We start from the raw sequence: 12,906 nt of genomic DNA on the forward strand, positions 1-12,906 counted from the left end.
TCACCTGATTCCCGCGAAGGAACGCCACCATGGCCAAGACTCATTTCTCTGGGTTATTTCATTCCTCCCGGAATGTCCGACTGATTTGGTCCGACAGCGGCTTCACGAAATAGGAAAGCGCCGTACGCTCGCCCGTCTCGACCATCGCTTCGGCCGGCATACCGGGCACGAGCGTCAGGCCCTTGAGCTTCGTCAGTTCCGCCTGCGGAACCGACAGGTGCACCAGGTAGTACGAAATGCCGTTTTTTTCATCCGTCGCCAGATCGGCTGCGATCCGGCTGACATATCCGTTCAATATCGGCGTGGTTCTCAGATTGAAGGCTGACATCCGCAGCACGGCCTTGTGACCAAGCTGGATTTGGTCGATGTCCTTCGGGGTGATTCGTACTTCAAGCGCAAGATCGTCGCCTTCCGGCACGATTAGCATGATCGGATCGGCGGGCGTAATCACTCCGCCGACCGTATGAATTGCGAGTTGTTGAATGGCGCCTGACTGCGGCGCGACGATATCGATCCGCCGCAGTTCCTGCTCAACCGCCACCTTGCGCTCAACATACTCCCCGACCTGCGCCTGAACCTCTCTGAGCTCCTGGCCGACTTCCGACTTGAAATCCTGATCGATCTGCGGGATCTGCAGGCGCGTTTCGGCTATGCGGGCTGCCGTCTGTGCCTGATCTGCGATCTTCTCACCGCGCTCGCCACCGAAAGTGGCAACCTGGATCTTCAGGCTGTTCAACCGTTGGTCCGAGACAATGCCTTTCTTGCGCAGCCCACTTAGAACAGCAATTTCCTTTTGGAGAACCTCGATCATTTTTTCACAGGCAATTTCCTGCGCCTTGAGTCCTTCGATCTCGTGGTGATATTGAGTAATGCGTTCCGCCAATTGCGCCTGCTTCCCGTCGCGGGATTGCCTGCGGAATTCGAACAGCAGCGTCTCGCTATCTATTGCCGAAGCTACGTCTGGAACATCTCTTCGGGCGAGTAGCCAGTCCGGGAAGGCGATTTCAGCGAGATCGTCACGCTCAGCATCGAGTCGTGCCAGGTAGGCGGCCAGCTCATCGAGCCGCTTGGTGACTATGGCGAGATTAGCGCGCGTCTGGGTAGCATCGAGCCGCATGAGGATGTCGCCGGCTTTTACTTTATCCCCTTCGCGCACCAGGATTTCTCCGACCACCCCGCCAGTCGGGTGCTGCACCTTCTTGACATAGGAAACGACGACAAAGTGTCCGGACGCTACAACCGCACCGGAGAGATTCGTGAAGGTCGCCCAGGCTCCGGCTCCTCCCACAAAGATCACGCTCGCCAGAAGGCCCGCCACCAGGTGGCGGCGAATGGAGCTTGAAACGTCATTGTTCTGATCAATGCCGGACACCGGTATCCTCCATGTCAGCGCGCTCTGCCACGTGATCCTGTGTAGACTCGATGGCCTTCAGGACTTTGGAACGCGCACCGAATGCTCGCTGCCGTCCACCTTCCATCACCAACACCAAATCCACGGCGCGGATGACGCTCGGCTGATGGCAGACGACAACCGCAATGCCCTTGCGCTCGCGCACGGAGGCGATCGCCTTAGCGACTGCAGCTTCGCCTTCCGCATCGAGATGGGTATTGGGTTCATCCAGCACAACAAGGAAAGGGTCTCGATAAAGGGCACGGGCAAGACCGATAAGCTGGCGCTGCCCGGCGGAAAGTGCCGATCCGGCCTCACCAATCGGAGTTTCGTATCCGTGCTCAAATCGGAGGATCAGTTCGTGCGTGCCCGCTGCCTTCGCCGCGGCGACAATAGCCTCAGGGTCAGGATCATGTTCAAAACGAGCAATGTTTTCGGCAATGGTGCCGTCGAACAGCTCAACACCTTGTGGCAGATAGCCGATATGACGGCCTAGTGCTTCCCGGTCCCATTGATCGAGGCTTGCGCTGTCAATGCGAACCTTCCCGGCGACCGGCGTCCATGCGCCGACGATGGCGCGCGAGAGTGTCGACTTGCCCGAGCCCGATGGACCGATGACCCCGAGTGCGCTTCCCGCCTGAATGACAAACGCAAGGCCGGTCACGGTCAGCTTGCTTTCGCCGGGCGGAACGATTGTCACGCTTTCCAGGCGCAGTTCGCGTTCAGGTGCAGGCATAGGCACAACAGGAGCGGTTTCAGGAACCTTTTCCAAGAGGTCCTCAAGCCGCGCCCAACTCTGGCGCGCAATGAGGAAGGGTTTCCAGCTTGAAATGGCCAGATCGACCGGAGCCAGCGCACGCCCCATCATTATCGAACTGACAATCATGACCCCGGCCGTAGCCTCCTGCCTGACGACAAGGTACGCACCGACGGTAAGAATGGCCGATTGCACCTGCAGGCGCAAGTCGGCATTGCAACGCGCTGCTTGCAGCAGACCATTGCGTGCCATGTTGTGGGCAACGGTATCGCTTATCGGCCCTTGCGAGAGAGTGTTGGCAAGGAGTGTCAGAGATGTGAGACCGACCGCCCCGATAAGTGCCGTCATGCCGATCCAGAAATGAAGGAGGAAGCAAATGCCGAGATAAAACAGCATCCATGGCAGATCGAAGAACGCTGTCGGACCGTTTCCACCTAAGAAGCCGCGAACATTGTCGAGATCGCGAAGCGGCTGCAAGCCGTCGCCCGGCATGCGCGTTGAAAGCGGAAGGCGAACGATCGCATCGTGAACGCGTCCGGAAAACTGTCCATCGAAACGCTCGCCAATCCGCAGCAGCACGCGGGCGCGCAAAATGTCGAGCAGGCATTGGAACGCATAGAGCCCCGCAGCAAGCACGACGAGCCCCACTAGCGTGGATACGCTGCCACTTGCCAGAACGCGGTCATAGACCTGAAGCATGAACAGCGGCGAGATCAGCGCAATCACGTTGACCACGCCGCTGATCAACACAATGCCCCAAATCGCGGAAGTCAGAGGGAAGGGTCTCAAAGCTGAATCCTTTGGAATGGTTGTCACGTAAGTCTCCGGAGGCTGGCGACCCGGCTCCCTATATTGCTCCCCGACCGGCAACCGACTGCATCCGCTTGCTGGTCCAGGATCAGTGCTCCCGCCGAATATGTTTGGTCCCGGCATTTAATGGAGCGGGTCAACAACACCGTCCGGCTGAAGGTTTGGAAGGGATTCATCGTGGTCGGCCGCAAGGGCCCGAACAGGCTTCCGCCTCCACACCTTCAGGAGATTTCGGTGCACGACCAGCGCGACGCGCAGGGCTTGGTCAAGCTGTCAACGCTGCGACTGCTCCCGGGCGCCCCTCGGGCGCCCCGGCCCAGGCAAGTAGCGGAACGGGAAAGCGCCCGCCCAGGGGGCGGGGCGGGCGCGGTTCCGTATGGGTTTCTGGATCAAACGAAGGTGAAGTCCGACGCGGTCAGGCCTAGGTCGGCCACGGTGACCACACCGCCCAGGTGGGCGAACTCGTGCGCGCTGCCGTCGGCGGTGACATAGGCCAGAGTTGCAACTCTGTCAGCGTAGCTGCTTTGGTAGACAATGATGTCGCCGGCGTGCTCGCCGGAGATCGCACTCGCCGCCTCATTAGCAGAGTTGAAAGATTCGCCAGTGATCACCACGACGTGTTCGCCGTTCGCACCCGAGGCCGCACCGCTGTAGAAGCTGCTCACCGGGTAGCCGGACTGTATGCTGGCGTTGTTGACGAAGTTCGCGCCAAAACCGTCGTTGTAGAGGCCTACCGCATCGAAGGCGAACTTGTCCTCCGCCGGGTTGAAATCGGTGATAGTGGTAATGTCCGACGTCGACCCGACAACCCCAGGCACCGGATTGTGGAACTGGAACACGAACGTGTCACTGTCGGTGCCCCCGGTCAACGTGTCCTGGCCGTCACCCACGTAGAGGACATCCTGGCCGGGACCGCCGCTGAGCCTGTCATTGTCCTCACCGGAGACGCGCGCGTTGAAGCGGCCGTTGTCGCCGGAGAGATCGTCCCAGCCATCTCCGCCGAAGATGCGGTCGTTACCCTCGCCGCCGATGGCTCGGTCACTGCCCGCGCCACCCGAGATCTCGTCGTTGCCGCCACGACCGTCAATCCAGTCACCGCCCTGGAAACCCTCCATCCAATCTTCACGCTCGGTGCCGATGAGTGTTTCGGCACCCGCGCCACCCTCGATAATGTTTGCCATCGAAAAATACTCCTAATGATGTCCCTGCCTGAGTCGTTCATATTCGTCATCGGACAATTGGAGAAATCGATTGCTTGGATAGGCATACATTTACGAAATGAATGCATTCTCGTTCACTTCGCCCTTCGCCGAGCCGTTGCGGGCTCGCAGGCGGCGGGGACGCGCCCAGGCAATCGGCCGAACATTCACACTCAAAGAACGGTCCAGGAAACTTTGTAACCGGTCGTTCTGGTTGAGCCGCCCTCGGAAGAACGGGCATGGGGATGTGTTGCCGAGTCGCGCCGGCACTGCCCATTGCGAGCAAGGGAAGTGGCGGCGAATGGAGCTCGGAACGTCATTGTTCTGGTGAATGCCGGACACCGGGATCCTCCATGTCAGCGCGCTCTGCCACGTTATCCTGTGTAGACTCGATGGCCTTCAGGACTTTGGAAGGCGCACCGAATGATCGCTGCCGTCCACCTTCCATCACCAACACCAAATCCACGGCGCGGATGGCGCTCGGCCGATGGGCGACGACAACCGCAATGCCCTTGCGCTCGCGCACGGAGGCGATCGCATTAACGACTGCAGCCTCGCCTTCCGCATCGAGATGGGCATTGGGTTCATCCAGCACAACAAGGAAAGGGTCTCGATAAAGGGCACGGGCAAGACCGATAAGCTGGCGCTGCCCGGCGGAAAGTGCCGATCCGGCCTCACCAATCGGAGTTTCGTATCCGTGCTCAAATCGGAGGATCAGTTCGTGCGTGCCCGCTGCCTTCGCCGCGGCGACAATAGCCTCAGGGTCAGGATCATCTTCAAAACGAGCAATGTTTTCGGCAATGGTGCCGTCGAACAGTTCAACACCTTGCGGCAGATAGCCGATGTGACGGCCTAGTGCTTCCCGGTCCCATTGATCGAGGCTTGCGCTGTCGATGCGAACCTTCCCGGCGACCGGCGTCCATGCGCCGACGATGGCGCGCGAGAGTGTCGACTTGCCCGAGCCCGATGGACCGATGACCCCGAGTGCGCTTCCCGCCTGAATGGCAAACGCAATGCCGGTCACGGTCGGCTTGCTTTCGCCGGGCGGAACGATTGTCACGCTTTCGAGGCGCAGTTCGCGTTCAGGTGCAGGCATTAGCATGACAGGAGCGGTTTCAGGAACCTTTTCCAAGAGGTCCTCCAGCCGCGCCCAACCCTGGCGCGCCATGAGGAAGGGTTTCCAGCTTGAAATGGCGAGATCGACCGGAGCCAGCGCACGCCCCATCATGATCGAACTGGCAATCATGACCCCGGCCGTAGCCTCTTCCCTGACCACAAGGTACGCACCGACGGCAAGAATGGCCGATTGCAGCAGCACGCGCAGCGACTTTGAAATGGCACCCAGCCCACCTGCCACGTCCCCAGCTTTCCGGTTGGCGGCCAGACACTTGGCATTGGCCTTTTGCCATCGGGCAGCGATCCGCTTTCCAAGACCGAGAGCTTGCACGACCTCGGCATTGCAACGCGCTGCTTGCAGCAGACCATTGCGTGCCATGTTGTGGGCAACGGTATCGCTTATCGGCCCTTGCGAGAGAGTGTTGGCAAGGAGTGTCAGAGATGTGAGACCGACCGCCCCGATAAGTGCCGTCATGCCGATCCAGAAATGAAGGAGGAAGCAAATGCCGAGATAAAACAGCATCCATGGCAGATCGAAGAACGCTGTCGGACCGTTTCCACCTAAGAAGCCGCGAACATTGTCGAGATCGCGAAGCGGCTGCAAGCCGTCGCCCGGCATGCGCGTTGAAAGCGGAAGGCGAACGATCGCATCGTGAACGCGTCCGGAAAACTGACCATCGAAACGCTCGCCAATCCGCAGCAGCACGCGGGCGCGCAAAATGTCGAGCAGGCATTGGAACGCATAAAGCCCCGCAGCAAGCACGACGAGCCCCACTAGCGTGGATACGCTGCCACTTGCCAGAACGCGGTCATAGACCTGAAGCATGAACAGCGGCGAGATCAGCGCAAGCACGTTGACCACGCCGCTGATCAACACAATGCCCCAAATCGCGGAAGTCAGAGGGAAGGGTCTCAAAGCTGAATCCTTTGGAATGGTTGTCACGTAAGTCTCCGGAGGCTGGCGACCCGGCTCCCTATATTGCTCCCCGACCGGCAACCGACTGCATCCGCTTGCTGGTCCAGGATCAGTGCTCCCGCCGAATATGTTTGGTCCCGGCATTTAATGGAGCGGGTCAACAACACCGTCCGGCTGAAGGTTTGGAAGGGATTCATCGTGGTCGGCCGCAAGGGCCCGAACAGGCTTCCGCCTCCACACCTTCAGGAGATTTCGGTGCACGACCAGCGCGACGCGCAGGGCTTGGTCAAGCTATCCACGCTGCGACTGCTCCCGGGCGCCCCTCGGGCGCCCCGGCCCAGGCAAGTAGCGGAACGGGAAAGCGCCCGCCCAGGGGGCGGGGCGGGCGCGGTTCCGTATGGGTTTCTGGATCAAACGAAGGTGAAGTCCGACGCGGTCAGGCCTAGGTCGGCCACGGTGACTACACCGCCCAGGTGGGCGAACTCGTGCGCGCTGCCGTCGGCGGTGACATAGGCCAGAGTTGCAACTCTGTCAGCGTAGCTGCTTTGGTAGACAATGATGTCGCCGGCGTGCTCGCCGGAGATCGCACTCGCCGCCTCATTAGCAGAGTTGAAAGATTCGCCAGTGATCACCACGACGTGTTCGCCGTTCGCACCCGAGGCCGCACCGCTGTAGAAGCTGCTCACCGGGTAGCCGGACTGTATGCTGGCGTTGTTGACGAAGTTCGCGCCAAAACCGTCGTTGTAGAGGCCTACCGCATCGAAGGCGAACTTGTCCTCCGCCGGGTTGAAATCGGTGATAGTGGTAATGTCCGACGTCGACCCGACAACCCCAGGCACCGGATTGTGGAACTGGAACACGAACGTGTCACTGTCGGTGCCCCCGGTCAACGTGTCCTGGCCGTCACCCACGTAGAGGACATCCTGGCCGGGACCGCCGCTGAGCCTGTCATTGTCCTCACCGGAGACGCGCGCGTTGAAGCGGCCGTTGTCGCCGGAGAGATCGTCCCAGCCATCTCCGCCGAAGATGCGGTCGTTACCCTCGCCGCCGATGGCTCGGTCACTGCCCGCGCCACCCGAGATCTCGTCGTTGCCGCCACGACCGTCAATCCAGTCACCGCCCTGGAAACCCTCCATCCAATCTTCACGCTCGGTGCCGATGAGTGTTTCGGCACCCGCGCCACCCTCGATAATGTTTGCCATCGAAAAATACTCCTAATGATGTCCCTGCCTGAGTCGTTCATATTCGTCATCGGACAATTGGAGAAATCGATTGCTTGGATAGGCACACATTTACGAAATGGATGCACTCTCGTTCGCTTCGCCCTTCTGCTGAGCAGTTGCGGGCTCGCAGGCGGCGGGGACCGGAAACAAGCGCTCTCGCAGCCAATCGTCCAGCCCGTCAACGCGGTCGGCCGAACAGGTTTACCAAACGGAACGGTCCCGCCGTGGCGGAGATACCGACGCACCGTGTTGCGCGCGCACCCGAATTCCTTCGCCCATCGGTTCGCTCCACCAGCCAAGTTCATGCAGCCGCAGCATCGCTGCTACCTCTTAGGCTGAAGCATCAGCTCTCTCCACATCGTTCTCGACAATGCAGGAATCTCCCAATTCCAATCGCCATCCATGCCTCCTCTCATAGTCGAGGGGGGAGCAGTTTCTCAATTTGCGGACAACTGAGACGTCCGGTGCTCTTAGGCAAAGGAATCATACGAGATCCCTCCTGCAACATCATTTCACGCATCCACAAGCTTGCCGGATCACTATTGTGGAGCGCAGGCCATTGGATGGCCTCCGTGAATGCGGGAGGAAGTGGTGGCGGAAGTTGGACAATCCGCAGGGGTGTTGTTTTTGCGAAATGCTGCGCCAGCCGTAAGGGCATGGTCCCGATGCGGCTGGTGCCGGATACAACGGGCGGGATCAGGCTAAAGCCGTGTACGACAACTTCGATACGTCTCTCGAAACCGTGCTCAAGCAGATACCATTCCTCGACGGAGAGCTGCCGGGTGTCCCCGAATTTGAGGACAACCTGCCCCATCGATAAGTATCGCTCCAATGTAAGTGGCTCTGACAGCTGCTTGTTCGTGCGGCAGCCTACGCATACGAGCTTATCTTCGAACAGGGCTGCGCGAGGATGTTTCGACATGAATACTTCCGGCATGATCAGAAAATCAACGTCGCCGCGCCGGAGAAGCTCCTCGGGGTCGTCGGAAATAGGGAGACATTCAAAGCGGACGGCGGGAGCTTCCCGCGCAGCACGTTCTACGATCTTCTTAAAAAATACGAGCGTGATGTAATCGGAAAGGATGATCCGGAAGCGACGATCCGATTGGGCTGGGTTGAAGGCGTCCCAGGAAATAATCGATAGCTGGATGTGCAGCAATGCCTCCCTGACTGCTGGGGCGAGCCCCTCAGCGCGCGGTGTCAAAATGAGCTCGCGGCCGCTCATCGTAAATAGCTCATCGCTGAAATAGGCGCGTAACCGAGCAACGGCGGCGCTCATTGCCGGCTGGCTCAGGTTAATACTGCGGGCCGCCGCGGTGACTTTACGTTCCCTGACCAGAGCGTCCAACACAACGAGGAGGTTCAGATCGAGTCCTTTAAAACGCATGTCTTGATCTAGGCGGCGTGTGAATGGGTTGCGCCCAAACATCCAATTCGAATGGTGAGTAGCGTCAACGCATCAGCCTTCGACGAAAAAGAGCAATCGAAAAGAAGAAGGGCAAAACCGTGTATATGCAAAGCGCGCCGATATGCAGGCCCATTTTGTCAATCGGACGGCCAAGCATCGCTGGACGAATGAGGTCGATTGCATGTGCGAGCGGCAATAAGGAGGCAGCATACTGAAAAGCGCCGGGCAATTGGTTGACCGGAAACATCGCGCCGCAAAGGAACAGCATGGGTGTAATAACAAGCGTATTATAAAATATGAAATATTCATAGCTGGGCGCAAGCGCCGTGACGACCATCGCTAGACTCGCGAAGGCGAGGCCATTGAGAGCGATGACTGGCAGCAAGCAGAGGATGGATGGCCACGATGCGTATCCGAGCGTGGTGGAAACAATAGTGATTGCTGTGCCCGCCATGAGGGCCTTCGTGGCTGCCCACGCCAATTCGCCGAGTAAGATATCGCCGAGCGTCAGCTGAGTGCATAGCATTCCTTCCCAGGTGCGCTGGTCGCCCATGCGGCCGAAACTCCCGTAGACCGTTTCAGCGGTCGCCGATGCCATCACGCTTGTGGCAACCATGCCAGCCGCGAGAAACGCAATGTACGAAGTGCCCTCAACAGGACCTATCATTGTTCCGATGCCAAAGCCGAGACCGAACAGATAGATCATCGGATCGGCGAGGTTGCCGAGAACCGATGCAAGCCCGATTTTCTTCCATCCAAGATAGTTGCGGCGCCAAACCGCGACCCAATTCCACGCATTGGCGGGCATGCCCGCCGCATAACGTTCGCCCATTGTTCAGTCCTCCATCTCGCGCCCGGTTAACCGCAAAAACACATCCTCGAGATTGGGGGGACGCTGCAGAAGGCGTAGACCCGTGCGCCCGCGTAGCTGCGCCAGCACCTGCTCCGGATCGGGTGCATAGCAAAAAAGCGTCTCACCGCTCACCTCGATGCGCTGTGCGTACGGCCGGATCAGCGCACCCAGTTCATGCGGATTGCCGCCGTAGACCTCGACCACGTCACAGCCGATCTGCTCGTCAATGAGTTCGGACGGGCGACCTTCGGCGATCTTGCGCCCCTCCTCCATAACGCACAGCCGATCGCACAGCCGCTCGGCCTCTTCCATGAAATGGGTAGTCAAAAGAATAGTCTTGCCCCGCGCCAGCAGCGATCGCAGCCGATCCCAGATCAGGTGGCGGGCCTGCGGATCGAGGCCGGTGGTCGGCTCGTCCATCACCAGCAAGTGCGGGTCATTGATCAGCGCACGCGCGAGCGTCAGGCGCCGCTTCATGCCGCCGGACAGTTCGGCGACGCGCGCATCCGCTTTGTTCTCGAGGCGGGCGAACTCAAGCAGCGATGGTATGACCGCATCGATCTGGCGTCTGCTCATCCGGAAGTAGCGCCCGAACACCAACAGGTTCTCGCGTACAGTGAACGCGGCATCAAGATTGTCGAACTGCGGGACCACGCCGATGCGCATACGTGCCAAACGCGCGCGCGCCGGCACTGGAGCGCCGAGCACAGTAATCTTCCCCGCATCAGGCGATGTCATGCCGAGGACCATACGCGCAATCGTGCTTTTGCCCGCGCCGTTCGGTCCCAAGAGCCCGAAGCATTCCCCCGCCGCAACGCGGAACGACAGCCTGTCGACAACGAGCTTGTCATAAGTTTTGCTTACGTCAGTAAGGTCGATCGCTACCATGGACATGGGTTCATTTTACCGAGAGGGACGACAAAACTGGCGGTTGCTTGGTTGCCTGCCGACCTGAAACTGTGACTCGTCTTCGCCATCCCCGCCGTCGATAACGAACTGATCGACATCACAAGGATCTAGCCGCTGCTCCGCTAAAGCGGCAACAATTGCGTCGAGATTATCGATGGATTGGTAACGCGGATCGTTGTGCCGCTTTTCCTGGTCAACGCAGAAGACGAGCCGTCCATCCTCGACCAGGGCGATCGCCCCATCATGGGTCAGCTTGGTACCACAGATGCGCATAGTGTCTCCACGTTAACGGCGATAGATTCAATTCATCAGGAAGCGGAAATCGGGTTCCGGAAACGGACGAGCAAGCAGTCTTCGTTGACCGACTCGCCCCGACACTCAAGACGCTCTACCTCGATCAACGTTTCGTTCAGCATGGCGATGACCGGCTCAGCACCAGCGGCGTGACCCCAGCGACGGCAATTAGCATCCCTTGCCGATCCGAAGATCAGATGCCCGCCTGGCGCAAGCACCCGCACCAGGTTTTTGACGGCCGCGCGCATCTCGGCTATGTCTCCGAGGTAGTAGAGGACCTCCGCCACAACGATCAGGTCAAACAACTCGTTGGTCGAAAACTGTTGAACATCGGAGACTATCCAGTTGATGCGCGACGGCTCCTTTATCCGTTGACGTGCTCGAGCAATCGCTTGCGCCACGACATCGATGACGGTGAGCCCTTGGCAGTAGGGGTCTAGTTTTTCCGTGAATGCGCCGGCAGCGCACCCGACTTCGAGGGCATTTGTAATGGAGCCTTGGGCAAGCGCCAGCTGGAGCATTTGCGTGTGGCGCTTCTGCTCGAACGGATTGCCGTCGAGGCGCCACGGATCGTCTGCGGCCAATTCCCGATCAAGCAACTGATGATTCGCGTTCTGGGTCAAACTCGTGCACCTCTCGTCCATCAGGTAAGTAGCGATCACTCGTCGCCGCAAATGTTGTCCGACAGGACTAATTCCGAAGAATCCCGCGCAAGATTGAGCCTGCGAAGCGGAGCCGAATGGGGCGAGAATTCTGCCCTGCTGGAACCAGTGATCGGAGTTTGGGTGGGGGCCTGTTTTCCCCCAGTGTTCGATGTAGCGACAGCAGAGCTTCGTGACAGCCAATCGCTATTGCTCAAGGTACACAGCGCGTAGGCCTTCAACGGAAGCAAGAGAAAGACGTTGATGAACGTGTGCAGCGAAAAGCCAAGAAATCGAAATTGTCGAGCACGAAATGCTACCACGCTGCATCGGAGCATGGTCATGGACACAATCATCAGTCCTGTCCACCAAGGCACAGTGCCTGTCAGTGCGAAATGTGCGAGGCCCGTTAATACCGATAGGGCGAGGAGTAGCGCGCCGAGATTCTGTCCGACCACGTCCAACGTGAGATAGCTATTTAGGCTAGGCAGCAAGCGCAGCCCAAGCAGCGTGTCCCGGAATGTGCTTCGTGCCCAACGGAGTTGTTGGCGCAGATACGGTCCGAGTCTGTTCGGAACGACTGTGGCCGCGATGGCGCTCGGAACGTATTCGGTTCGAAAGCCTGCTTTCAGCATCAGGATAGTGAGATGGCGATCCTCACCGAAGTCGCTTGGCTTGCCCCGAAAAAATTGCGACTCGTACTGGTCCAGTAACAAAAGGAGCGCAGACCGGCGGTACATGGCACATGGGCCGCAACAGCACATAACGGCACCGAAGCGAGCCTGTGCCGCGCGCTCCTCGTTGCAAGCCAGCCAGTACTCCATGTCTATCAGCCTGGTCAGCCAGCTCTCGGTTCGGTTACTGGCCGTCAACTGACCCATGACTGCGCCGACCGCTGAATCTCGCATCTTCGGTACAAGCTTGGAAATGACGTCGGGTGCGAGTACCGTGTCTGAATCAACGTTAAGCACCAGATCCCCTGATGAGCGGCGTATCGCGGCGATCTGCGCCTTGCGCTTTCCAACATTCTCGGGAAGCAAAATGATGTCGAACCTGGGGTCGCGCGCGTAGTCTTCGTGGACAGTTCCTAAGGCTTCGCGATTTCCAGAACCGTCATCAACCAAATAGACCCGAAGTCTTCCGGCGTATTCTTGGTCTGCAATGGAAGCCAGGCACTCTGAAAGCGTGCGCGGATCCTCGTTGAAGCAGGGGACGATGACATCCACGCTGGGCAGTTTGTCGGAGCCGACGAGAACCTCCAATGCCGACGAATCCTTTGTCGGCATAGCATAAAGCCCTTGCATGCTCTTATAGGCAGTCGAGAGCAGTGCATAAAGCGAAATGGCCACAGTGCTGGTTGTACCAAGAAGTGTCATGGGATCTCGTTTGT

General features: G+C 58.9%; 10 protein-coding genes and 2 pseudogenes. All 12 read right to left on the reverse strand.

Features of this window, described 5'->3' with window-relative positions; genetic code table 11:
* Nucleotides 1-58: 58 nt before the first annotated feature.
* Complete coding sequence (locus AC3EML_RS08270; protein ID WP_352521688.1) at nucleotides 59-1,372, reverse strand: HlyD family type I secretion periplasmic adaptor subunit; 1,314 nt, start codon at nucleotides 1,370-1,372, stop codon at nucleotides 59-61.
* The gene (locus tag AC3EML_RS08275; RefSeq protein ID WP_352521693.1) at nucleotides 1,359-2,846 is read right to left on the reverse strand and encodes a type I secretion system permease/ATPase; all 1,488 of its coding nucleotides are present in this window, start codon (nucleotides 2,844-2,846) and stop codon (nucleotides 1,359-1,361) included. The genes AC3EML_RS08270 and AC3EML_RS08275 overlap by 14 nt, the downstream gene beginning before the upstream one ends.
* Nucleotides 2,847-3,346: 500 nt before the next feature.
* On the reverse strand, nucleotides 3,347-4,138 hold the full coding sequence (locus AC3EML_RS08280; protein WP_352520210.1) for a calcium-binding protein: 792 nt from the start codon (nucleotides 4,136-4,138) through the stop codon (nucleotides 3,347-3,349).
* Between the two features lie 334 nt (nucleotides 4,139-4,472).
* Nucleotides 4,473-6,206, reverse strand: a complete 1,734-nt coding sequence (locus tag AC3EML_RS08285) for a type I secretion system permease/ATPase (protein ID WP_352580024.1) — start codon at nucleotides 6,204-6,206, stop codon at nucleotides 4,473-4,475.
* A gap of 392 nt (nucleotides 6,207-6,598) precedes the next feature.
* Nucleotides 6,599-7,390 (reverse strand): calcium-binding protein, encoded by a 792-nt coding sequence (locus AC3EML_RS08290; RefSeq protein WP_352520210.1) that lies wholly within the window; start codon nucleotides 7,388-7,390, stop codon nucleotides 6,599-6,601.
* Between the two features lie 165 nt (nucleotides 7,391-7,555).
* Nucleotides 7,556-7,815: pseudogene (locus tag AC3EML_RS08295) on the reverse strand (hypothetical protein); the annotation flags it as partial.
* A gap of 8 nt (nucleotides 7,816-7,823) precedes the next feature.
* Nucleotides 7,824-8,798: a LysR family transcriptional regulator gene (locus tag AC3EML_RS08300; RefSeq protein WP_023806356.1), complete on the reverse strand. Its 975-nt coding sequence runs from the start codon at nucleotides 8,796-8,798 to the stop codon at nucleotides 7,824-7,826.
* A 64-nt stretch (nucleotides 8,799-8,862) separates the two neighbouring features.
* A complete protein-coding gene (locus tag AC3EML_RS08305; RefSeq protein ID WP_352522078.1) occupies nucleotides 8,863-9,651 on the reverse strand; it encodes an ABC transporter permease in 789 nt (262 codons plus the stop codon).
* A 3-nt stretch (nucleotides 9,652-9,654) separates the two neighbouring features.
* On the reverse strand, nucleotides 9,655-10,566 hold the full coding sequence (gene nodI / locus AC3EML_RS08310) for a nodulation factor ABC transporter ATP-binding protein NodI (protein ID WP_023706355.1): 912 nt from the start codon (nucleotides 10,564-10,566) through the stop codon (nucleotides 9,655-9,657).
* Nucleotides 10,567-10,620: 54 nt separating this feature from the next.
* A pseudogene (locus AC3EML_RS08315) lies at nucleotides 10,621-10,854 on the reverse strand (carbamoyltransferase N-terminal domain-containing protein); the annotation flags it as partial.
* A 35-nt stretch (nucleotides 10,855-10,889) separates the two neighbouring features.
* Nucleotides 10,890-11,498, reverse strand: a complete 609-nt coding sequence (nodS, locus tag AC3EML_RS08320; RefSeq protein WP_352520143.1) for a nodulation methyltransferase NodS — start codon at nucleotides 11,496-11,498, stop codon at nucleotides 10,890-10,892.
* Between the two features lie 35 nt (nucleotides 11,499-11,533).
* On the reverse strand, nucleotides 11,534-12,892 hold the full coding sequence (gene nodC / locus AC3EML_RS08325; protein ID WP_023806352.1) for a chitooligosaccharide synthase NodC: 1,359 nt from the start codon (nucleotides 12,890-12,892) through the stop codon (nucleotides 11,534-11,536).
* Nucleotides 12,893-12,906 lie beyond the last annotated feature (14 nt).

The organism is Mesorhizobium sp. P170090, assembly GCF_057786115.1.